A 21,744-nucleotide genomic window follows, 5' to 3' on the forward strand; every position below is an offset into this window, starting at 1 on the left:
CTGGATTAACTCTCCAACGTCATTCGTTTTAAACGCAGCGCATTCGTTAGTACAAACACACTCGACAAGGCCATCGCACCGGCGGCCAGCATTGGTGACAGCAAAATGCCGAACCACGGAAACAGCACACCCGCGGCGACCGGGATCAGCGCGGTATTGTAGGCAAACGCCCAGAACAAATTCTGCTGAATATTACGCATCGTGGCTTTAGACAGCGCAAACGCCTGCTGCACCACGTTCAGATTGTCCGACATTAATACCACGTCGGCGGATTCGATCGCGACGTCAGTACCGGTTCCTATCGCAAAGCCTACGTCAGCCGTAGCCAGAGCCGGCGCATCGTTAATGCCGTCGCCGACAAAAACAACACGACCCCACTGGCTTTGTAACTGCTTCACCGCATCAACTTTGCCATCGGGTTTCACTTCGGCCACGACTTTATCGATACCCAGTTCAGCCGCAATACGCTTTGCGGTCGACTCCGCGTCGCCGGTTACCATCGCCGTTTTCAGACCGCGCTGGTGCAGCGCGTGGATCAGCGCCTTGGCGCTTTTACGAACAGGATCGCTGACACAGAATATCGCCTTTAACTGACCATCAATTGCCACGTAAATAGGCGTCAAGCCAGAGTCAGACCACTCTGCCGCCTGCTCAGGGGCTTGCTGCAGATCAACCGCTCGTTCAGCCATCAATGTACTCGAGCCAACCAGTACTTGCTTGTCGTCGGCTTGACCCACCACACCTAAACCGGACAGTGCCTCAAAGGACTGCACGTCCTTCAACGGTCGCTGTTGTTGTTTGGCAAACTCGACTAAGGCTTCTGCGGTGGGGTGTTCAGAGCGTTGCTCAACGCTTGCCGCTAGCGCAAGTGTCTGTTCGTCATCCGCATCAACGGTTACCCAGTCCGTTAATTGTGGCTCACCTTCAGTCAGCGTTCCGGTTTTATCAAACACCACCGCATTAGCCTGCTGCAATGCCTGCAATGCACTGCCCTGCCGGAATAATACGCCCAGATCGGCACCACGCCCCGTTCCCACCATGATAGACGTTGGCGTTGCCAGCCCCATCGCGCAGGGGCAGGCAATGATTAATACCGCTACGGCGTTCACCAAGGCAAAGGTAAGTGAGTCTTCACCTGCGGCAAACAACCAGACGACAAAGGTCAACAATGCAATCAGCATGACCGCCGGCACAAACCACAGCGTAATTTTATTAACGGTGTCCTGAATCGGTAACTTCGCCCCCTGCGCCTGCTCCACCATGCGGATAATTTGTGACAATACCGTGGTTTCTCCAATCGCCGTCGCTTTGAATCGCAACGTGCCCCGTTCGTTGACGGTGCCGCCAACCACTTTATCATCAACTTGTTTGTGCACCGGTTCGGCTTCGCCGGTGATCATGGCCTCGTTGACGTAGCTGTCGCCACTGGTCACCGTGCCATCGACCGGGATTTTTTCGCCGGGTCGTACTTCGATTTCATCACCCTTGGATAATTCTTTTACCTCAACTTCCCGCGCTTCACCGGCGGTGATCACCCGCGCGGTTTTGCTTTGCAGACCGAGCAGACGCTGGATGGCGTCGGAGGTATGGCTTTTGGCGCGCGCTTCCATGTAGCGTCCGGCCAGAATTAAGGTAACGATGACCGCCGAAGCCTCGAAATACACACTGATCGATTGTTCCGGCAGCCATTGCGGCAACACTGTAGCGACCACCGAATAGCCCCACGCGGCTGTCGCACCAATCGCAACCAACGAATTCATGTCCGGTGCGCCCTTAGCTAACGCCGGCAAACCGATGCGATAAAAGCGTCGGCCGGGTACAAACAAGACCACTGAGGTCAACACCAACTGAATCCACCAACTGGTTTGTAAGCCAAGACTGTTATGCACCCAGTTAGAAAATGCCGGCACCATATGGTTGCCCATGGCCAAAATAAAAACCGGTAGCGTCAGTAAGGTTGCTACCAGGAGTTCTCTGCGCAAGGTACTAAACTCCTGCTGTTGCCGCGCTCGCTGTTCACGCATTTCTTTGTCACGATCAACGATTTCATGAGCATCATAACCGGCATCTTTTACGGCCTTTATCAATTGTTCGACGGTGACGTTATCGGCCTTTATTTCAGCTGAGTCCGAAGCGAGATTAACCGCAACCTCATTGACCCCTTCAAGCTGATTCAATGCTTTATCAACGCGGCCGGCGCATGACGCGCAGCTCATCCCGGAAATACTGAGTCGGATAAGTTGTTCACTCATAAGCTGTCGTCCTTATCGGGATTATGGGTTAGAAACAGCAACAACCAAAATACCGCCAGTTGAGCAATTTCTGTATAGCGTTGGATGGCACCACGAATTTCCACTAACGGATAAGACGTCATCAGCAAAAAGCCCAACACAATCACAACCGCCAGCAACACCAACGCTAACCGTACCGGCCATGAGGCTTTGGGGGTTAAGGCCAACAATAGAGCACCCAACGCGAAACCATAATAGCTGGCCGCACTGACGACATTGTGGATGGCTTGCGAGCTGCTGCCATCAGCCGGGCAGCCGGCATCACAGGGTGCCAATGCTGCCGCCAGGTAGCCAAACGGCCAGAGAAACAGCAGTAACCAGCCACAGTAACTGATGCGGTTCAGCGTTAATTTGCTGCGTATCGATACCAACAGGCTAAACGCAATCATTGCCAGCGGAATAAAACCAACCCAGCCAAGCACGCCAGCTTTTGGGGTGCCGGTGGCATTAATTTCGCTGATGTACTGGCCAATATGATCAAAGCCCGGTTTTACCCAACTGGCCACCAGTTGCAGACCAACCCAAAAGAGCGTCAGAATGATCAATTGCGGAATAAAGCCCTGTGCTTTATCGGTATTGGCTTGAGTAGCTGTTTGCAAAACGGCCTCCTGGAGAATGTTTTCGGCGACGGACAATTATCATAACACCATTGTTGCGCAAAGTTTTGCTATGCTTGCGCTATCATAGATGTGCAGTCAACCATAAGGATGATCCGGTGTCTCTTCGTGTATTAGGTTGTAGTGGTGGTTTGAGTGGTGAAAATCAACAGGGTTCAACCTGCATTCAAATCAGTGAGTCCACGCTGATTGATGCCGGTACCGGTCTGGCAACGCTGTCACTGTCCGAAATGCATCGCATTCGGCATATCTTTCTTACTCATGCACACATGGATCATATTGCGGCACTACCGACGTTTTTAAGCAATCAGTTTGAACAGCCTAATCTACCGGTCAAAGTCTATGGTTTAGCGGAAACTCTGCAGCGATTGCAACGTAATATTTTTAACGACGAAATTTGGCCAGACTTTACCAAAGCTATCGGTGGCGCTACCGCCGTTGTTGAACTGGTTGAACTCGAGGCCGGTGAGCGCATCGAGCACGAAGGGATGTTGATCGAACCCTTTGCCGTGCAACACAAAATACCCACCGTTGGCTATTCGGTAAGAAGTGAACACTTACACTATGTTTTTTGTGCGGATTGTACCGAGTCTGCACAGTTAGTCACGGACTTAAACCGGCTGGCACCGATTGATGTATTAATGATCGAATGCGCTTTTCCTGATCGGCTGACCGAAGTTGCGGAGAAAACACAGCACATGACCCCGGCGATGCTACAACGCACCTTACTGCAGGTGCAGGATATTAAGCACGTCTGGGTGACTCACCTTAAACCGAGTTATGAATCAGAACTACGCCAGACGCTCAGTGATGGCCCCTGGACCATACTTTAGCTGGCGCCTCGCATCACACAGCGTGCCGCTACTGCGTTCTTGCTTTCGCTATCGCCTGTTCCAGCTCGTATGGCTGGTAAATGGTTGATATCGCGTAATAGCGTCCACCTTTGGTATTAATCGTGATGGTGCCATAATTAAACCAGCGCCCGACAAAGCCCTGATTAATGAAGACAGAACTTAAGTCATCCCATTCTACGACTACGGTTTCCCGGAACAATGCACCGTATTTGGCCAATAGCCGCTGATTGGTCACCACCACACGGGTACCGCTGTATCGTAAAGCGACTTTGACCGCATCAATGATAACGAACAGCAGCCAGGCTATCGATAACGTATCATCATAGGAACTGGAGACCGCACTGAACAACAGCCCAATAGCGATGAACAAAAACGTTTCGCCGAGAATGACATAACTCAGCCAAGATCGATGAATAATCTGCTCATCGTCACGTAACTTTATAGCCATTTGCTTCCCTGCCTGTCACTAAACCTTCCTCCAGTTTTTACTAATACCAAACAATATACAAGCCATTGCCTCAGCAAATCACCATTGCGATAGCCAATCTCGCCAGACTGGCTGCAAACCCTGTGCCCGAATGGCAGCCGCCACCTCAGACGTGCTGCGGCTGTCATCGATACGAAACTGTTCCAGCTCGGCAGTGGCATTGGCATAGCCGCCCGGCTGTGTTTTCGACTCAGCGCTGACCGCGGTCACGCCTAAGTTAAACAGGCCATCACGAAGTCTAGCCTGTTCGCGTGTTGATAAGCTCATTTCAACGTCATGAAAACGCAATCGATAAGCACAGATAAGCTGCACCAACTGACGATCGCTGATGACATGAGTGTCAACTTGAGTCCCGGCACACGGGCGTAACCGCGGAAAGGACAAGGAATAACGACTGCGCCAGTAACGACGTTGTAAGTAGCTTAAATGCATGGCGGTAAACACACTATCCACGCGCCAGTCAGCAAGACCAATAAGGCTGCCTAAGCCGATTTTATCAATGCCGGCAGCCCCCAGCCGATCAGGCGTATTCAGTCGCCATTCGATATCCGCCTTCTTGCCCCTAAGGTGGTGCCGGCGATAAGCAGCAGCATTATAGGTTTCCTGATAAACCATCACAGCGTTGAGGCCGAGCGATGACAGTTGAAGATATTCTTTCTGGCTCAGCGGCTGTACTTCAAACATCACATAACTAAAGTACGACTTAATGATGGGTAATGCCTGCGCAAAGTATTGCCGCCCAACTTTGCGTTCATGTTCGCCGGTTACCACCAGCACCGAGTCGTAACCTTTCGCTTTAATCGCCGCGCATTCCTGTTCAATTTCAGCCATCGACAAGGTTTTACGTCGCAACCGGTTGCTCATCGAGAAGCCGCAGTAACTGCATTCATTGGCACAGAGGTTGGATAAATATAAGGGAATGAATAAGCTCAGAGTGTTGCCAAAACGTTGCCGCGTAAGCTCCTGCGACCGTGTCGCCAGAGGCTCAAGGTAAGCCTCCGCGGCCGGCGACACCAACGCCATAAAATCATCATCACTGAGTCTCTTCTTGGTCAGTGCGGCTTCAGCATCGGCCGCCGTTTTGCTGTACAGCGTCAGGCTTAACGCATCCCAGTTCAGCTTCTGCCAATGCGCAAAAAAGCTCATAGAGACTCCAGAAAATTGGTCATTGGACTGGAAGCCTCCGCGCGCCCGATGCTTGGCGCCCGGCCCCCGGCCTGACGCCCCTGATAACCCGCCAGTACCGCGAGTTTAAAGGCTTCGGCCATAGCCACTGGATCCGCGGCAGTGGCAATGGCCGTATTGACCAGTACGGCATCAGCCCCCATTTCTAATGCTTCGGCAGCGTGACTTGGCGCGCCGATACCGGCGTCAATGATCACTGGCACCTGCGCCTGCTCGACGATTATCTGCAGAAAATCACGACTGATCAGACCGCGATTCGATCCTATCGGCGCTCCCAGCGGCATCACCGCGGCACAACCTGCTTCCTCCAGCCGCTTACACAACACCGGATCAGCGCCGCAGTAGGGCAACACCACAAAGCCCTGTTTAACCAATTGTTCAGCGGCAGTCAGGGTTTCGACCGGATCCGGCAGTAAATAATTGGGGTCAGGGTGAATTTCCAGCTTCACCCAGTCAGTACCTAGCGCCTGACGCGCCAGTTTGGCCGCGAACACGGCCTGTTCGGCAGTTTTCGCGCCGGACGTATTCGGCAGCAACTGCAGCCCCAACTGCTGTATCGGCGTGACCAAATCATCCTGCGGTTGTTCCAGTTCAACCCGTTTTAAGGCAAACGTAATTAGCTCACTGCCGGAGGCGGCAATCGCATCGTGCATAACCTGCGCGCTGCGATATTTACCGCTACCAACCAGTAGCCTTGAAGAAAACGCCCTATCCGCAATCTTAAGCATCTTCAACCTCCTGCGACGACGGTAACCAGAGTGACACGATCACCCGGTTGAAGTGTGAGCGTTGGCCACTGCTCGCGGTGTACCACGTCATCATTAATCGCGACCGCAATGGCTTTGCCATTAACGCCCTGTTGCTGCAGCAATTGTTGCAGCGAGAGATCGGCTACTACGGTCAGTGGTCGTCCGTTAACGTTAATTTCCATCGTTACCTCCACATCGCGGGCACTGCACTGAACGCGGCAGATTCAGCGACTGCCAGCTCAGGTTTAGCCCGTCAAAAAGAAACAGTTTGCCCCACTCAACTTCAGTGCCGGTGAGTACTTTAACCGCCTGCAACGCCTGCAGGGTGCCCATCATGCCGACCACCGCGCCAACAACACCCACTCGTTCACAGGCCGCGCTCTGTTGCACACCACTGGGGTACAAACATTGGTAGCAACCATGGGCGTGCTGTGGGTGCAGACACAATAACTGCCCGTTCATCCCCTCGGCTGCCGCGCTCAGTAGCGGTATGCCCAGCGCATAACACTGGTCATTGATGAGATAGCGGGACGCCAGGTTGTCGGTACAGTCCAGCACCAGATCGCTGCCGCTAAGCAACTGGCAGACGTTAGCTGCTGTGACTCGTTGCTGCATTGCCTGCAGGGATATTGTCGGGTTAACGGCAGCCAACCGTTTCGCGGCGCAATCCGCTTTCGCGTGTCCGACATCCGCAGTGCTGTATAACGTCTGTCGCTGCAAATTACTCAGTTGAACCACGTCAGCGTCGAGCAGCGTGAGCCGGCCAATACCGGCACCGGCGAGATAATGTGCGGCCGCACAACCAAGCCCGCCAAGCCCAACCACAGTAACCTGCGCCCGGGCTAACGCCTGTTGGCCATGCTCACCAACTGTGGCCGTCGCGATTTGTGCGGCATAGCGAAGGTACTGTTCGTCACTCAGCACAACGAACCTCCAACCGCGCCATTAGACGCCGCACAGCGTCCTCAACGGATTCCGCCTGAGTGATAGCCGTCACCACAGCAACACCATCCACTCCGGTAGCCATCACCTCATCGAGGTTAGCAAGGTTAATCCCGCCAATCGCGACCGTTGGAATGTCGGTTGCAGACAGCAATGCCACATAATCCCGCAATCGCTTGGTGCCCTGAGGCTGCGACGGCATCACCTTGGTTCTGGTCGGGAAGATATGTCCCAACGCGATATAAGACGGACGACAGCGCAGGGCTATCAGCATTTCGGTATAGCCATGGGTAGAAATGCCTAACCGCAGTCCTGCCTGGGCGATGGCATTAAGATCAGCATCGGCCAGATCCTGCTGCCCAAGGTGCACCCCAAAAGCGCCGTATTTAAGCGCCAACGCCCAGTGATCATTGATAAAAATTTGCGCATCGTAATGTCTGCCAAGGGCTACTGCGGTTTTTATTTGTTGCTCTAACGACTTATCCGGTGTGCGCTTGATGCGCAATTGCAAGGTCCGCAGCCCCAGATCAAGTAATTGTTGCAGCCACTCAACCGAGTCCACCACGGGGTACAACGCGGGTGAGTACTTCAGTGGCGCAAAGCGGACATCACTCACCGGCAACGTCTTACAACAGACTTGCGGGAAGTTTTCCAATTCGGTAGGCCAGCCCGTGTGAGCGACGGGTCCCGGCCCAGAGCCAACCCCTTCCGCGCAGCGTAAACCCTTATGCACGTATGCATGAGCAAGCACCAGTGCGTCCTCCAGCGGGTAGCCATGGGCAACTGCGGCAGCGATGGCCGCCGACAGCGTGCAACCGGTGCCATGGTCATGAGTGGTACTCAGGTGATCATGACAAAAGCGTTGCTGACGGTCGCTGCAATACAAGTGATCGCAAACACGACCGCCGTCGTCGTTAACGTGAACGCCTGTCGCCAGCACCGCTTTACAGCCGCTCTCCAATAGCATACCGCTGGCCCGCACCAGCGATGGCTGGTCAAATACCGCTGTCCCGGACAGCCATTCTAATTCGTCCGTATTAGGAGTCATCACGTCCACTTCGGTCATGAGTGCGCGGCATTCATCGGGCGTGAGTGACGACAGACAGTCCCGCTGCGTACTGATGATCACCGGATCCCAGACCACAAAGGGACGCTCAATCCGTTCCGGCCACCGGTTCAGAAAGTCCGCAATCGCCTGCAACTGCGCGGAATTACTGATAAGTCCGATTTTGATGGCCTGTGGCGGCATGTCATCCAGTAAGCACGTTAATTGCGCTTTGATTTCTGTACTACTGAGGCCATAGATACCCCGCGTGGTCACCGAGTTTTGTGCGGTTACCGCGGTAATGACGGAACACCCATGCACGGCAAAATCAGCAAAGGTGTGCAGATCAGCCCGAATGCCGGCTCCTCCACCGCTGTCAGAGCCGGCAATGGTCCAAACCACCGGTTTGCTCATGAGCTCACCTCTGCCGCGTCTTTCACCTTGATGTTAATCCGCTGTGAACCATACTGTCGCACTTCATGGGAAATCTTCATCGAACAGAATTTAGGCCCGCACATCGAACAAAATTGTGCGGTTTTATTCGATTCCTGCGGCAAAGTTTCATCGTGATAAGCCCGCGCCGTTAACGGATCGAGCGCTAAATTAAACTGATCGTCCCAACGGAATTCGAAACGCGCTTTTGACATGGCGTCATCACGCGCCTGCGCCCCGGGATGCCCTTTTGCCAAGTCCGCGGCATGGGCAGCAATTTTGTAGGCGATCAGCCCCTGCTTTACATCCTCTTTGTTAGGCAGGCCCAGGTGCTCTTTTGGTGTGACGTAACACAACATGGCACAGCCAAAGGCCCCTATCATTGCCGCGCCAATGCCGGAGGTAATATGATCATAGCCGGGGGCAATATCCGTGGTCAGCGGCCCGAGCGTGTAAAACGGTGCCTCATGGCAGTGTTTCAGCTGCTCATCCATATTCTCTTTGATTTTGTGCATGGGAACGTGTCCGGGTCCCTCAATCATCACTTGCACATCGTATTGCCAGGCAATTTTGGTCAGCTCACCCAACGTTCTGAGTTCTGCAAACTGTGCCTCATCATTGGCGTCGGCAATGGAGCCGGGGCGCAGCCCATCGCCCAGTGACAGCGAAACATCGTACTCGGCGCAGATGGCACAAATTTCATGAAAATGCTGGTATAAAAAGTTTTCCTGTTGGTGAGCCATGCACCATTTCGCCATAATCGAGCCACCACGCGAAACAATTCCGGTGACCCGGCGGGACGTCAGCGCAATGTAGTCGTGCAATACGCCCGCATGAATCGTAAAGTAATCAACCCCTTGCTCTGCTTGTTCCAGCAACACCTCCTTAAAGGTTGTCCAGGTTAACTTCTCAGCGATACCGTTAACCCGTTCCAGCGCCTGATAAATCGGTACCGTACCGATAGGCACGGGGCTGTTACGTAATATCCACTCGCGGGTTTGATGAATATTGCGACCGGTGGACAAATCCATAATGGTGTCGGCGCCCCAGCGGGTGGCCCAGACCAGTTTCTCCACTTCTTCTTCAATCGAAGAGCTAACGGACGAGTTGCCAATATTGGCGTTTACTTTGACCAAAAAGTTGCGACCAATGATCATCGGTTCCGATTCGGGATGATTGACGTTGGCCGGCAGAATCGCACGACCCTGGGCTATTTCGTCACGCACAAACTCGGCGGTTATTGGATTTGCCAGGTGTTCACGGCCAAGATTTTCCCGCAACGCGACGTATTCCATTTCTGGAGTGATAATGCCTTTGCGGGCATACGCGAGTTGGGTTACCCCTCTTTCCGGGCTACTCTGGCGTTCAGCTATCCAGCGCTGACGTAATTTGACCAGCCCTTGTTCGATGTCGATGTTAGCTCCAGGTTCGCCGTACACGCTGGAAGTATCGTAAACGTCCAGCGGTGGGTTATCTGGCATCGCAATTCCGGGCGAGGGCTGGTGCAAACTTTTACTCAGATGAATGCGTCGATAGGGCACACGAATATCGGCTCGCGAGCCATGCAGAAACTCACGTGTTGAGTTTGGGAAATAAGCACCGCTGAGGTTTTTTAAAAAAGATTCGGCCTGTTGCCGATACTGACGTTGGTTCGATGACATAGCATACTCTCAATCGTTAAGGTTAGAGTTGCTTGTCAGGAGTGTTGAACGGAGTGACACAACCGATCGACGGTTCAGAACCATCGTAGCTGACACTCTCTTGTTCCCTTCGCAGGTATTAGCCTGATCAGGTTCAACGGATCCCGCAGTGCGGTCTCAGCCTGCTTGTTTGATAAGCGAGGCACTCCGACAAGATTTCCTTTTTAGTGAAACAAAATCACGCCAGGGGCGCAAGTACCAATAGGCTAAGAACCGAAGAAATGGGTTGATTAAGCGACAATAACAGCCTATAACCACCACAAAATGGGTATGGTGTTTAGTGGCACTATATGCCACGATTCGTCTATTTTAAACGGTATTAACAGGACGTAATGAAAGTCGATCGCGCCTTTAAGAAATTAGCAGATTCACTGCCTCTGATGATGGCTTACGTAGATAACCAAGGACGGTATCAACACGTCAATCAGGCTTATCGAAACTTCATTGGTCTTGAGCTTCATCAAGTTAAAGGTAAATTCATCAGCGAAATCATTGGTGCGGAATCTTATCAACAGATCACGCTGTATCATCAGCGCGTTCTTGCCGGTGAAGAAGTCAGTTTTACCGACAAGGTAACCTTTGTCGATGGTCGCAGTTTCCAGCTTGACGTAAAGTACGTACCTAACATCGAGAACAAAACCGGCCGGGTTAACGGCTTTTTCGCGATCATTAATGATGTCACCGAGTATGCCAGTGCCGCCGAAGTTTTGCGGGCTGTTCACGATGTGGTCAATCGACAGACGCAAACCCTGTCCACCGACCGCATTAACGAATTGCTGAGGCTCGGATGTCATTACCTGAACACTCAGTACGGTATCGTCAGCCAGGTTGAAGATACCCTGTATACCGTTAAATTTTCATACGCCGATCACGACCCTGTGCCGCCGGGATCACGCTTTGACCTGGGTGACACCTATTGTTCGATTACTCTGGAAGCTGAAAACGTCGTTGCCACCACGCACGCGTCCAAAAGTAAGCCTTATGCCGGTCATCCCTGTTATCAACAGTTTCAGCTACAAACCTATCTGGGTCTGCCAATTACCATTAACGGCAAAGTGTGGGGAACCGTCAACTTTTCCAGTCCGCAGGTGCGTTCACATCCGTTCTCGGAACTGGATATTGAGTTAATGGGACTGATCTGTTCGGCAATCGAAACCATATTAATTAACTCGTCGAAAACCAAGCGCTTGGAAAAGCTCGCTTATACCGACTTTTTAACCGGCTTGAGCAATCGTCTGTACTTAACCGAACGCTTTAACGAGTTAACCTTGCAGCGCCACACCAATAGCAAGAGCTGTTGTTTTGCGCTCATTGATATCGACCATTTTAAAGCCATTAACGATACGTTTGGCCATGATATCGGTGACAAAATGTTGCAGCAGACGGCGCTAAAAATCGCCGGTCTGATACGGACTACCGATACGTTGACGCGCATTGGTGGTGAAGAATTTGCCTTAATCATTACCGGCCTTAATCAAGCTCAGGCCGATAGTGTGTTGGAAAAAATTCGGCGGGGTGTCGAGAACAACAAATTTCAATTGGCCGATGGCTCAAGCCTTGCGGTCACGGTATCCATTGGCGCCACCCTGATCAGTGACGCTGAGCCCTTTAAAAGCGCTTATAAACAAGCAGATTTAGCACTTTATAAGAGCAAACGAGGCGGTCGAAACCGCACCACCTGGAGCCAACAATCGCTAACGATGGCTCAATAGAGCGGCCGCTTCAGGTCAACTAAAGGTTACTAGCGCTTATTTGTCGGAGTCGTCATGAGGTTTACAGCAGCAGAACAGTCACGCATCATCGAAATGGCCTGGGAAGATCGCACGCCTTTTGAAGCCATCGAAGCGCAATTTGGTTTATCCGAGCAAGCGCTGCGAAAATTTATGCGCCAACAACTGAAACCCGGCAGTTTCCGGCTTTGGCGAGCGCGTGTAAACGGGCGCACAACCAAACATCGTCAACTCAGACCAAAGGCCGTCGAACGCGGCTACTGCCCCACTCAATATAAACAGCGTTAAATAAATGTTATTTTTTTAATAACATAGCTCCATAACAACTATCTTCTTACAAAAATAATTGGCAGTGTATAGTAGTCAAACAGACTCACGTTTAATGCGAATAAAAATGATATGACGACGCTGTCACAACGCGACTCAAAATTCAGCCGGCTGGCCAATGCCATGACCCGCACAGGTTACGAGGATTTTTTGCCTCAACTTGCACACGAACTTGCCAATATTCTCGATGTTGAGTACGTCATGATTGCGCGTATCGCCGACAACGACAATGTCGCTGAAACGCTCGCCGTATCAGGTCGCGGTAAACTGTTAGATAACTTCAGTTACCCGTTGACCGGAACACCCTGTGAAACCATCCCTGAACGTGAGCCTTGTCAATATCAGCGAGGCGTTGCCAAACAATTTCCCGACGATTTACTGCTTGCCGATCTTGGTGTCGAAAGTTATTTTGGGATGCCCATCGTAACCTCTGATGGCCGCAAAATTGGTCTGATTGGAGCCATGTCGACTTCAGCAACCTTTATGGACACCGACAACGTCGAGATTCTCCGTATCGCTGCCGCACAGGTCGGTTCAGAACTCGAGTTATCGTCAAAAAAGAGCCACATCCAGACGCTAACCTACGAAGACGAAGTCACTGGCCTGCCTAATCGCCAGCAATTGCGCGAATACCTGCGCCACCAGAATGATGTACACACCGTGTTATTGGTTGATTTGCGTCGGTTTAAAGACATTAATGACCTGCACAGCCATAGCACCGGCGATACGGTGCTTTATGCCGTTGCTGATCGTTTACAATCGCGCATCGCGTCACGTGGCTTTATTGCACGTTTTTCCAGTGATGAGTTTGCCATTGTGCCCAATCCACGTTGGCAAGCAAGCGTGGAGGCGATGGCCGCTGAGATCGATCAATGGTTTTATGAACCCATAAACTGTGGCCAGCACGAATTCTTTCTGGATATCTGTATCGGTGCCGCCAAGCGTGATCCTTCACCGCTACCCGTCAATGCCAACGAGTTGTTGCGCAAAGCCTCCGTAGCGCTGGCCGAAGCAAAGGTCGCGAACTGTAAGTTGATGCTGTTTGCCGAGCAGATGGTGGAATCGTTAAAACAACGGCAGCGATTATTTGATCGCTTTCTGCGCGCTCTGAGAGACGATAAATTCAGCTTACACTTTCAACCACAAGTGGCCCTAAAAGATGGTGCTATTGTCGGCGCCGAGGCTCTGTGCCGCTGGTATGATGAAGATTTAGGCTGGGTCAGCCCGGCAGAGTTTATTCCGCTGGCCGAAGAACGAGGGCTTATGCCTGCACTCGGTGACTGGGTTCTCCAGGCCGCCGTCAAACAGCTTAAGGACTGGCAGGCAGCAGGCTCGCCACTGCCTGGCCCACTCTCGATCAACATCTCTAATAAGCAGTTGGAGTCGAGCAGTTTCTGTCAACGGGTGCTTGAACTGACGCAAGGAATCGCACCGGATGCCCTCATTTTCGAACTGACCGAGTCTGCGGTTATGCGTTCACCGGAGACCAACATCAAGCAAGTCAACACGCTCAAAGACAAAGGCTTTCGCTGGGCGATTGATGATTTTGGGACCGGTTATTCCTCGTTATCCTACCTCACACGACTACGTGCCGACGTGCTTAAGATTGATCGCTCTTTTGTTGCCAGAGTGCCCGGCAGTCAACACGATGAGTCACTGATAAAAACCATTATCGCAATGGCAAACAGTATGCAGATGAAATTAGTCGCCGAAGGCATTGAACACCCGGAACAAGCACAATACTTGCATCGTACCGGCTGTGAATTCGGGCAAGGTTATTATTTTTCTCATCCACTCCCTGCCGAGGCCTTTTTTGAAAAAATCCGCAAGCAGTAGGAGATCTCCGACAAACGGATAAGATTGACGTCCTCTTCCCCCTGCTTTAAGTTATAAAAGTTGTTAAAAAATAGGGAATTAGACAATGTCGGATTTTACAGAATATAAAGTCATTCATGTTGCCGAAGGCGGTTGCGGTACCTTGCTTCTGGGCTCCAGCGGTCTACCATTAAAACGTATCGAGTCGGTACTGAATGAAGAAGCTGCGAATGGTTGGCAACTGGTCTTTCAGGTTATCGAACAGAAGCGTTTCTGGTTGTTCTGGACTCGCGAGGCGGCCATTTTAACGCTGGGACGTAAATAACATTGATGCAACGGGCGTTACTTTCTGCGATTCGCTGGTACCAACGACGCGGGGGCTCCAGGCGGTTTTTTAATACCGAATGTAATTTTGAGCCTTCCTGTTCAGAATACACCTACCAGGCCATCAGCCAGCATGGTATCGGGCGCGGGCTTAAGCTCGGCTGGGCCAGAATTCGTCGCTGTAACGACCCCGACTGCGTCAACAAAACATATGACCCTGTAGGGTCTCATGAACAAGGACCGCATCAGGATGCAAGATCTTAAAGACGAAGAGGACCGGCTCCGCGAAAAAATACGGGCGTTGAGCGATGAGCAACGCAAACAGTATTACCGGCTTGAACGTGAACGACTGAAAGATCCGGATACCTATGCCGTATTAAATTATTTTTTTGTTGCCGGCTTACACCACTTTTATCTGGGCAAAACCACACGTGGCATGATCAATGTTGTACTGATGCTGCTCGGACTGCTATTACTGCCGATGTTTGCGCCGCTGGGTATTATTCTGTTGCTGACCGTGCTGCTGATCGAATTACCACAATTGTTTAAATCGCAGCGCATTGTGTTTGCACACAACTTAGAACTGATGGAACAGATACTGGACGAAGTCACCGATGAAAAAGCCCTCTAATAATGAGAGGGCTTTTCAAACGACTAATAATGGAAATAAGTCGTTTAAAGATGTATTCGTTTTCCAATCATATGAGCGGAACTATAAGAACGAAAGCGAAAATAATCGCTGGGCGCACATTACTCATAGAACGTCGTGAACATGCTTAGCATACATAACAAATTATGGGTTGAAGTACTCTGTAACTACATACAAACATCTTGGTTATCCGCTAAGTTATTCCCGAGGGCTTCTTTGAACAGTATTTAGAATTAATTGTGGAAGGCCTCTAACTAACTCCCATTGATAAAATCAGCGCATCGCAATTCCCATCATCTATTAAACTTTTCTAGATAACATAACTAAGCTCTTCTACTCTTCGACCTTGGAGTAGCTCTTTGTTTCTCGCCCCAGAATAAATTTTTACGTTACGTGCATTTTTTGGATACAAGCTAGAATCCTTTATAAATGGATAGCAACGAGCGTCCGACGAACAAAATAGATCGCACCTAGAAACTCCCAAAAGAGCAATAAGGTGTTGATCGTCACAGCCAGTTCCTTGGGTTTTTCGAGCTACAACCTTTTGCTGTTGGTCAACTTGGTCATCATCAATATTAACAACGTGGCCTTTCTGCTTTAGTCGTTTAATAAGCTTAAGATATGAACGCATTTTCGCCAACTCATCTTTTAGACCAGACCCTCCTAAAACCATATAGCCTCGGCCACTTAATATCCAATCCTTTACAGGTTTAAATTCTTCGTGGTTTTTGCTCGTCGCTTCGAAAACACTAGGCAATGCATTTACATCAATAACGATACACATTCAGACCTCCAGCATTGATAGGTCTTCTTTGATAAAGAAATCTAAAAAGCCATCTGGCAACTCACGCTCATACTTCCCGTTATTCTGTATGTTAACCACATGGATTTCATTGCCATTTTCTCGTCGCTCAAAGAATATTAAATTTGCTTCTGTCTGATTTTTTTCTTTCGACATCGCAAACCTGAACCTATCTATTAGGTATTCTGAATGAGTCTCTATTAGAAACTGTTGCTCTCTCTCCTCAACCAACTCAAAGAACAAGTCTCCTAACGCAGCTTGAGCCCTTGGGTGGAGGTGAACCTCTGGTTGTTGTATTGCAAACTTATTGGGCTTTGATGAAGCCAAAATTTCTACAATTAGAGGTAAAACTTGGGAAACTCCATACCCTACATTACTAATATTTAGATCAGCATCTGAAAACTGAATCATAATTTCAAAAGGGGCTTGAGGACTTCGTCCAAACTGATGGGTCGAAATCGATTTAAATAGACCTGATGATTCTCCGAAAGCTAATAGTTTTTCAACAAATCTCGACTTTTTTGACTGAGTCTTAAGCGAACGCCTCAGAAGAAATGGGGTATGCTCGCCCTCGGGAGTAAATGATTTCCTCAGTCCATCATAAATTCTTTGAGGATTAGTTCTTATTGGGGCTATCCACACCAAATCATCGACAGTAGTAAAAGCTGGCATAAAAGACGGCCGCACCTCTTTATCTTCTCGGTTTATGGCCTCTATAATTGATAGTAATATAGGGATTGGCGGGTATGGAGGAAGTCCTTTAGGTAATAACTTGAAACCAGTAGTTTCTCTGAATAGTGATTTTATAATGTCCTTTGCTTTAACAGGGAGTTCATTTGAAGCTACAACGTCTTCAGCTTTCTGCTCTTTGAACCTCGTTCTTGAGCGGTCAAATATGACATTAAAAACCTTGTCATCTCGCTTACACGAGAAACGCTTTAATTCAGGAACACCCTCGTTCGCCCCAAATTCCATTGCGTAAAAGTCGTTCTCATCATTGTCCTTCCTATTCCTTACAATTCCAACTCGAAAATAACTCGAGTCTTTGGACCTCGCCGATACCAAGTCGGAAAAGCTTCCCATATTAACTAAGTTATTGAATGCTTCTCGAGGATTGAACCAAAACTCTGGCTCTGAAAATAGATAGCAAAGACTTAAGAATGAGCTTTTACCGGTGCTGTTTTCACCGACCAAAAAGGAAACATCTTTCACCGGAACAAGCGTATCAGTAAAACCTCTGTAATTATCCATGTATATATATTTCATATCGTCCCTTATTATCGTTCTCAATTAAGATGTATCGTCTTCTAAAGCTACCTCGATATAACTCGGTATGTTTATAAAAAATAGAGGTGCGACCTCGTTTTTACGGTCAGTTTAAACTGACCATACCTTCCTATCTTTAGCTCCAACTCTCTTTTATATAACAAGAGTCCTACGGATAACAAATTCTGTATACATCGTCTACCTCTACGTATTCAGCTTTTCCACTTTTAACTAACCTATCCCAAACTTTTCCCGCGTCCTGAGTTCTATAGATATTTCCGATACCTCGAGTGGGACTGGAACATACTGATCTTTCTAAATCTGAGGATATTAGTGGAAGAAGAGCATCAGGAATGCCCTTTGCTTGATATACCTCGTCGCGGTTGTTGTACATAGCGATGACGCGAACTTCATCATCAGTTATCGCTTTCACTGTTAGCTCAAAAAACTCCCCGGATTCTGGAGGAGGAACTGACCGTACTTTATAAGTCCATTCATTTGTGTGATGGTTGGTCGTGACAGTATAATCAAAAATCCGAGTGACCGCGTCTTTACCTGTACAGGTCAATTTGTTCATTGTTTTCTTAAATTCCATATTCTAAAGCTAGTTTGAATTTAGATATTAATTTCGACAACACAAAGTTACTCTACGCTGCTCACTCACACAAAGCGTCAAACTTTCGGACGAACGCTTCTTGAAGACATCTACTACTAGCAAGCTCATCTCCGTATTGTTTAATATATTCTTTTATGGCGGCCTCAAAATCATCCCGATACACAGTTTTAGTTTCCATGCAGACAATATCCACTCCTGAATCAGACATCCCCTTTATACGCCATCCATTTTTTGTTGATGCTTCGTGAAGCAGACCACATCTGACTGACGAGTAGAAATCTATTGCTTCAACTTCTGAAAACTTCTCGGAGAACGGTTCTCGCTTGGTTAAGAAATCAATGAAGCATTGCTTGCTTCTGTTGTACTCGTGCAAATCTAGCTCATTTGTGTTGCACTGGCGATATATCTTACCTTCGTAACAAGACTCTAAGAACTCAATGAGAGAACATAATAAAGTCATTATAGTAAAGCCATAGCCATGATAACTGTCGTCATTTCTTAGGCTTTGTATCGGTTCGAAGTATCGAGACTGAACTCGCCCCCAGAAAAAGTCGTTAAACGCTTTTCTCCATTCCAACTCGTCAGTTGAACCAATTATAGATTCACGTTTTTTTTGCCAGTCCTTCACTGTTCTTCTGTTAGTTATATACATAGCTTGAGATGCTTAAAACCGAGGGTGAGAGCCTAGCGAAAGGAAATTCAACAACTCAATCTTGCTCAGCATTTTTCACCTCTCCGATATGCAGCACTTCACCTAAAAGTAAATAAGTATTAAGAAAGAGAGATCTGGCTTCTTCGGCAGTAACGTCTCTATGAACCCCGGTTGATACCCGATCATATAGGTTGGAAAGGTTTTGACGGATCTTGGCCTTTCTAGATTTACTCTCTACTCTCTGGTAAACAAAAGCATTTATTCGGTTCTGATGTCTGTTGGGTCCGAGTGAGACCTCATTACCACCCATTTTTATAGTGTCATCGGTTGGAGGAAATATTGAGTCAGCGAATGATTCGATTATTCGGCGAACCGTTGTCAATGCTTGGCTAATAGACTCGGGGGCGTCTTCCGAAAGTCGAGACATAACGGACGGAACTTGCTCCAGAATTTCACCAGAATGTCCTGCTATTAATGTATCGATATCGCTTTTATATTTTTCGAATATTGACTCGCTTAAACTATCGAACTCCTTTTCGTAGTACACATTAGTTACAAAATTATGGAGTAGCGCAAGAACCCTACTTTTTATACCACTCAGCCTTGAAATATAATTCGTTGTTGACAACTGTTGTTTCTGATACATATCCATTACGCGAATACCATAGTCACCGCCTGTATCCGGCGTTGTCATTGAGCGTAGTTTAATATTCTCAGCTTCAAGTGCTGCTTCATGTTGAGCCAATGGTCCCCAGTAACCTTTCCCTTCATCTTTCTTGGTCCAGCGTCCCGTTTTGCCCATGAATTTTAAGGATGTAGCATCTGAACCGTTATAACCACCCATCTCGAAGCCAATCCAGCGCTGTATTTCTTCTGAACCTACCCACCGAGCCAAGCGTGACGCCTTTAGCAAAAGTGCCTCAGCGGATAATCTGCTTAGTTCAATATCATCGAGCAGTTCTTTGGCTAACTGTAGAATATGTTCGGATCTGCTTTGGGACACTAATATCTCCTAAGTGCTCATTATATGAAGCCCATGCACTAGCGCTTCTATCTCTTAATCGACACTAAAAGACTTTACCGTGCAAAGCAAGAACAAGGCGCTAAGCAGCTTCCTGCTGATCGATAACGCTGTAAATTAATACGCGAAAATTCAATAATCGTCCGCTGATGGCTTAACTGTAACCTTGCAAGACCCGGCCATAAGCAGTAACTGGTCTTCCTCATTGAGCTGTTTAGCCACTGCCCGGCCCAAATAGATCCTGTATTAGCCCCTTTTCGATAATTTCATTTGCCGTCTTGGGCAACTTTTCTAACTCAGCTTCAGCTGCGCTAATCAAATCGGCATCAATGTTTAACTCTACTTTCGTTTCTTCTGACTGTGACATTTGCCTTTTCCTCTCAGTGTGAAAATTTCTTCGTGATTCTTCGGTAAAAGCGGCTGCAAATTGGCAGCTTGTCTTGTGCTCTGTTGAACCAGCTATGTCCGCCAAGTGCTTGGTCGATTTCATATTGCGATGGCACGCCTTTGTTATCGTGAAAAGCTAAACGAATGAACCCTTTCAACTGGGGGAGTAGCTCTTTATCCCTTCGCGGCCATAGCTTATGCCCTTGATATTTTCGCTTCTCATTGGCTGGCAGAGTATCCATGAGCCACTTTTTATCGTACTTATACAAAAGCCCATACTCTTTCTGAATAAGCTGTCTAAGTTGCGTCCGCGAGTGAGTTGGATATTGCTTTATCGCTTTTTGCACAACTTTCCGCGCGTTATTTCACTTTGAAAGCAGACGCAGGTATTGTCGCCAAACCATCAATTAACTAACGGACTTAGCAACGTATGTTCGCTTAGTAAATAATCTTTTTCGTAGTCAGATCATTCTGCAATCTTATTTACCTCAGTGCTTAAGGCCTTTTATGCTCACAAAAATTTCCTGCGTTACCATCGAAAGCGGTCTCTTGAGCAAAATGCTTACTTACTTCAGGGGACATCTTTACACTGCCAATAACAAAACTACAGCCGTTTGAGCTATTCTCAAGCAACCAGAAGTTCTGATAGGAAAGAGCTTTTGGGGGAGTTCACTACTCCTATAGAATGCTTAACCGATAAAGGTGTTTTTGATGTACTTGAGGAAGATAATTGTGTCGATGCGATCACATCATTTTTGCGGCGCGATTACTGCGTTCACTACCTAGTCTGGTGCTTGAAAGGCAAGTAAAAGTGCATGGCCATCTCAATACCCTTACTGTCCTTATCAATCGTTTCAGGTAGTGTTCCTCGCTCGCTATATGGTGCCTTGGCGATACATAAGCACATCATTGCATCTACGATATCGTCTCTTGCCAAAACTTTGCGTGGGTATTTTGTCAGTGCGCGTTCGTAGATTTCGCGAGCTCCTTTGATTTGCTGCTCAAGCAACCTCAGTCGCTCTTCAATACCTTCAGAACTTTTCTTTTTTGTGAACAGTGGAGCATTCGAATTGAGCATACAAAAACCAAGCTCTGGATGAACCTCTCGCACCACCTCTTTGAGTTCAGGTCGCTGCTGCAACAATTCATCGACTTCCTTTATTTTTCTGAAGATATGAAAGGCCTGTTGAGAGAGCCTTTTACCTGTTAATTCGGCACTAATGCTACATGCTTCTTCATACGTAACCGCCTGCAAACATGGTCGAACGGGTGCAGGGAAAACCGTCGAGCCTCTGGACTTAAGCGCTTGCCGAGCCAGTTTGTCGCAAGCTCTCGCCTGAGCGCCACTATCATAAAGGCCAATTGGGATGTCGATGAAAACACCAGCAACGTTATCAAACAACTCAAATAACTCGGCCACAGTGACCACTATTCCAAACCTTGTTTCTAAGTCACAGGAGGCGATATAGAACCATCCAGCCTTACACCCATCCATACCCACTCGCCAACCATCCAATTGTTTACCACAGCCGTCTGACGCAGCTTGAGGCAGGTTATATCCAATCTCTGAGTTGTGGGACTGATACTGGTTTATGAATTCATCGAACTTTTTCATCAACGTCTGCTTGTCACAATCGGTTTGCTCCCAGAGTACTTCACGTCGAATGCAATAGTCTGACTGCTGAATTTTTGGTAATTCGGATAGATCCTTACGAAAGGCGATCCAGTCAAAGCTACTGAAATCATCGCCTTCAGAATCTATGCAGAAACTGACAAATATCTTCCCCGTCGGGTATGTACATTTGATGATTTGATTCATTTCCGTTTAAACCACCTTTGTGGCACGATATCGA

23 protein-coding genes and 1 riboswitch are annotated in these 21,744 nt (G+C 48.7%); of the genes, 7 read left to right on the plus strand and 16 right to left on the minus strand.

All coding sequences use genetic code 11. The annotated features are described in order from the left end of the window. Positions 1 to 5: 5 nt before the first annotated feature. Together C5610_RS10710 and C5610_RS10715 are read right to left on the minus strand one after the other, a co-directional pair. Entirely contained in the window at positions 6 to 2,252 is a 2,247-nt protein-coding gene (locus tag C5610_RS10710; RefSeq protein WP_105307136.1) for a heavy metal translocating P-type ATPase, read from the minus strand. After that, on the minus strand, positions 2,249 to 2,890 hold the full coding sequence (locus C5610_RS10715) for a DUF998 domain-containing protein (RefSeq protein ID WP_105307799.1): 642 nt from the start codon (positions 2,888 to 2,890) through the stop codon (positions 2,249 to 2,251). Before C5610_RS10715 ends, C5610_RS10710 begins: the two co-directional genes overlap by 4 nt. Before the next feature lie 116 nt (positions 2,891 to 3,006). On the opposite strand from C5610_RS10715, the gene C5610_RS10720 reads away from it, so the two are divergent. Continuing rightward, on the plus strand, positions 3,007 to 3,741 hold the full coding sequence (locus C5610_RS10720; protein ID WP_222842996.1) for a 3',5'-cyclic-nucleotide phosphodiesterase: 735 nt from the start codon (positions 3,007 to 3,009) through the stop codon (positions 3,739 to 3,741). A gap of 28 nt (positions 3,742 to 3,769) precedes the next feature. On the opposite strand, the gene C5610_RS10725 is transcribed toward C5610_RS10720, so the two are convergent. The 7 genes from C5610_RS10725 to thiC form a co-directional block, all read right to left on the minus strand. Then, entirely contained in the window at positions 3,770 to 4,210 is a 441-nt protein-coding gene (locus C5610_RS10725; RefSeq protein WP_105307137.1) for a PH domain-containing protein, read from the minus strand. 78 nt (positions 4,211 to 4,288) lie between these two features. Next, complete coding sequence (gene thiH / locus C5610_RS10730; protein WP_105307138.1) at positions 4,289 to 5,395, minus strand: 2-iminoacetate synthase ThiH; 1,107 nt, start codon at positions 5,393 to 5,395, stop codon at positions 4,289 to 4,291. Then, positions 5,392 to 6,162 carry a thiazole synthase gene (locus C5610_RS10735; RefSeq protein WP_105307139.1) on the minus strand — a complete coding sequence of 257 codons (771 nt, stop codon included), beginning with the start codon at positions 6,160 to 6,162 and terminating at the stop codon, positions 5,392 to 5,394. Before C5610_RS10735 ends, thiH begins: the two co-directional genes overlap by 4 nt. Before the next feature lie 2 nt (positions 6,163 to 6,164). Beyond that, complete coding sequence (gene thiS / locus C5610_RS10740) at positions 6,165 to 6,365, minus strand: sulfur carrier protein ThiS (RefSeq protein ID WP_105307140.1); 201 nt, start codon at positions 6,363 to 6,365, stop codon at positions 6,165 to 6,167. Beyond that, a complete protein-coding gene (locus tag C5610_RS10745) occupies positions 6,355 to 7,107 on the minus strand; it encodes a HesA/MoeB/ThiF family protein (RefSeq protein ID WP_198678837.1) in 753 nt (250 codons plus the stop codon). Before C5610_RS10745 ends, thiS begins: the two co-directional genes overlap by 11 nt. Beyond that, on the minus strand, positions 7,097 to 8,584 hold the full coding sequence (thiE, locus tag C5610_RS10750) for a thiamine phosphate synthase (protein WP_105307141.1): 1,488 nt from the start codon (positions 8,582 to 8,584) through the stop codon (positions 7,097 to 7,099). The genes C5610_RS10745 and thiE overlap by 11 nt, the downstream gene beginning before the upstream one ends. Continuing rightward, positions 8,581 to 10,263 carry a phosphomethylpyrimidine synthase ThiC gene (gene thiC / locus C5610_RS10755; protein ID WP_105307142.1) on the minus strand — a complete coding sequence of 561 codons (1,683 nt, stop codon included), beginning with the start codon at positions 10,261 to 10,263 and terminating at the stop codon, positions 8,581 to 8,583. The genes thiE and thiC overlap by 4 nt, the downstream gene beginning before the upstream one ends. Positions 10,264 to 10,350: 87 nt before the next feature. Beyond that, positions 10,351 to 10,462, minus strand: a riboswitch (TPP riboswitch). A 172-nt stretch (positions 10,463 to 10,634) separates the two neighbouring features. On the opposite strand from thiC, the gene C5610_RS10760 reads away from it, so the two are divergent. The 6 genes from C5610_RS10760 (at position 10,635) to C5610_RS10785 (ending at position 15,129) form a co-directional block, all read left to right on the plus strand. Next, the gene (locus C5610_RS10760) at positions 10,635 to 12,014 is read left to right on the plus strand and encodes a diguanylate cyclase (protein WP_105307143.1); all 1,380 of its coding nucleotides are present in this window, start codon (positions 10,635 to 10,637) and stop codon (positions 12,012 to 12,014) included. 54 nt (positions 12,015 to 12,068) lie between these two features. After that, positions 12,069 to 12,320 carry a TIGR03643 family protein gene (locus C5610_RS10765; RefSeq protein ID WP_105307144.1) on the plus strand — a complete coding sequence of 84 codons (252 nt, stop codon included), beginning with the start codon at positions 12,069 to 12,071 and terminating at the stop codon, positions 12,318 to 12,320. Between the two features lie 111 nt (positions 12,321 to 12,431). Then, positions 12,432 to 14,195: a putative bifunctional diguanylate cyclase/phosphodiesterase gene (locus C5610_RS10770; protein ID WP_105307145.1), complete on the plus strand. Its 1,764-nt coding sequence runs from the start codon at positions 12,432 to 12,434 to the stop codon at positions 14,193 to 14,195. Positions 14,196 to 14,280: 85 nt separating this feature from the next. Next, positions 14,281 to 14,499 (plus strand): DUF4177 domain-containing protein, encoded by a 219-nt coding sequence (locus C5610_RS10775; RefSeq protein ID WP_105307146.1) that lies wholly within the window; start codon positions 14,281 to 14,283, stop codon positions 14,497 to 14,499. Between the two features lie 5 nt (positions 14,500 to 14,504). Continuing rightward, the gene (gene yidD / locus C5610_RS10780; RefSeq protein ID WP_241970622.1) at positions 14,505 to 14,762 is read left to right on the plus strand and encodes a membrane protein insertion efficiency factor YidD; all 258 of its coding nucleotides are present in this window, start codon (positions 14,505 to 14,507) and stop codon (positions 14,760 to 14,762) included. After that, positions 14,749 to 15,129, plus strand: coding sequence for a hypothetical protein (locus C5610_RS10785; protein ID WP_105307148.1), 381 nt, complete (start codon positions 14,749 to 14,751; stop codon positions 15,127 to 15,129). The genes yidD and C5610_RS10785 overlap by 14 nt, the downstream gene beginning before the upstream one ends. Positions 15,130 to 15,457: 328 nt before the next feature. Here the strand turns inward: C5610_RS10785 and C5610_RS10790 are convergent, their stop codons facing one another. From C5610_RS10790 to C5610_RS10820, 7 genes are all read right to left on the minus strand, one after another. Further along, positions 15,458 to 15,931: a hypothetical protein gene (locus tag C5610_RS10790; RefSeq protein WP_105307149.1), complete on the minus strand. Its 474-nt coding sequence runs from the start codon at positions 15,929 to 15,931 to the stop codon at positions 15,458 to 15,460. Further along, a complete protein-coding gene (locus tag C5610_RS10795; protein WP_105307150.1) occupies positions 15,932 to 17,215 on the minus strand; it encodes an AAA family ATPase in 1,284 nt (427 codons plus the stop codon). A gap of 656 nt (positions 17,216 to 17,871) precedes the next feature. After that, entirely contained in the window at positions 17,872 to 18,459 is a 588-nt protein-coding gene (locus C5610_RS10805; RefSeq protein WP_158682686.1) for a hypothetical protein, read from the minus strand. Between the two features lie 79 nt (positions 18,460 to 18,538). Continuing rightward, positions 18,539 to 19,486 (minus strand): hypothetical protein, encoded by a 948-nt coding sequence (locus tag C5610_RS10810; RefSeq protein ID WP_222842997.1) that lies wholly within the window; start codon positions 19,484 to 19,486, stop codon positions 18,539 to 18,541. Positions 19,487 to 19,718: 232 nt separating this feature from the next. Next, complete coding sequence (locus C5610_RS13595; RefSeq protein ID WP_158682687.1) at positions 19,719 to 19,871, minus strand: hypothetical protein; 153 nt, start codon at positions 19,869 to 19,871, stop codon at positions 19,719 to 19,721. A gap of 13 nt (positions 19,872 to 19,884) precedes the next feature. Continuing rightward, positions 19,885 to 20,238 carry a TnsD family Tn7-like transposition protein gene (locus C5610_RS13885; RefSeq protein WP_105307154.1) on the minus strand — a complete coding sequence of 118 codons (354 nt, stop codon included), beginning with the start codon at positions 20,236 to 20,238 and terminating at the stop codon, positions 19,885 to 19,887. A 431-nt stretch (positions 20,239 to 20,669) separates the two neighbouring features. Then, positions 20,670 to 21,710 carry a DUF429 domain-containing protein gene (locus tag C5610_RS10820; protein WP_105307155.1) on the minus strand — a complete coding sequence of 347 codons (1,041 nt, stop codon included), beginning with the start codon at positions 21,708 to 21,710 and terminating at the stop codon, positions 20,670 to 20,672. Positions 21,711 to 21,744 lie beyond the last annotated feature (34 nt).

It is taken from the genome of Idiomarina sp. OT37-5b, from assembly GCF_002968395.1.
Taxonomy (GTDB): Bacteria; Pseudomonadota; Gammaproteobacteria; order Enterobacterales; family Alteromonadaceae; genus Idiomarina; species Idiomarina aquatica.

Excerpts from the sequence above, each read along its gene's own strand:
- C5610_RS10760 (WP_105307143.1), top strand. The coding sequence starts at position 10,635 with ATGAAAGTCGATCGCGCCTTTAAGAAATTAGCAGATTCACTGCCTCTG.
- C5610_RS10790 (WP_105307149.1), bottom strand. The coding sequence starts at position 15,931 with ATGTGTATCGTTATTGATGTAAATGCATTGCCTAGTGTTTTCGAAGCG.
- C5610_RS10770 (WP_105307145.1), top strand. The coding sequence starts at position 12,432 with ATGACGACGCTGTCACAACGCGACTCAAAATTCAGCCGGCTGGCCAAT.
- thiC (WP_105307142.1), bottom strand. The coding sequence starts at position 10,263 with ATGTCATCGAACCAACGTCAGTATCGGCAACAGGCCGAATCTTTTTTA.
- C5610_RS10765 (WP_105307144.1), top strand. The coding sequence starts at position 12,069 with ATGAGGTTTACAGCAGCAGAACAGTCACGCATCATCGAAATGGCCTGG.
- C5610_RS10820 (WP_105307155.1), bottom strand. The coding sequence starts at position 21,710 with ATGAATCAAATCATCAAATGTACATACCCGACGGGGAAGATATTTGTC.
- C5610_RS10795 (WP_105307150.1), bottom strand. The coding sequence starts at position 17,215 with ATGAAATATATATACATGGATAATTACAGAGGTTTTACTGATACGCTT.
- C5610_RS10725 (WP_105307137.1), bottom strand. The coding sequence starts at position 4,210 with ATGGCTATAAAGTTACGTGACGATGAGCAGATTATTCATCGATCTTGG.
- C5610_RS10775 (WP_105307146.1), top strand. The coding sequence starts at position 14,281 with ATGTCGGATTTTACAGAATATAAAGTCATTCATGTTGCCGAAGGCGGT.
- thiH (WP_105307138.1), bottom strand. The coding sequence starts at position 5,395 with ATGAGCTTTTTTGCGCATTGGCAGAAGCTGAACTGGGATGCGTTAAGC.
- thiE (WP_105307141.1), bottom strand. The coding sequence starts at position 8,584 with ATGAGCAAACCGGTGGTTTGGACCATTGCCGGCTCTGACAGCGGTGGA.
- C5610_RS10735 (WP_105307139.1), bottom strand. The coding sequence starts at position 6,162 with ATGCTTAAGATTGCGGATAGGGCGTTTTCTTCAAGGCTACTGGTTGGT.
- C5610_RS10710 (WP_105307136.1), bottom strand. The coding sequence starts at position 2,252 with ATGAGTGAACAACTTATCCGACTCAGTATTTCCGGGATGAGCTGCGCG.
- C5610_RS10785 (WP_105307148.1), top strand. The coding sequence starts at position 14,749 with ATGCAAGATCTTAAAGACGAAGAGGACCGGCTCCGCGAAAAAATACGG.
- C5610_RS13595 (WP_158682687.1), bottom strand. The coding sequence starts at position 19,871 with ATGTCACAGTCAGAAGAAACGAAAGTAGAGTTAAACATTGATGCCGAT.
- yidD (WP_241970622.1), top strand. The coding sequence starts at position 14,505 with ATGCAACGGGCGTTACTTTCTGCGATTCGCTGGTACCAACGACGCGGG.
- thiS (WP_105307140.1), bottom strand. The coding sequence starts at position 6,365 with ATGGAAATTAACGTTAACGGACGACCACTGACCGTAGTAGCCGATCTC.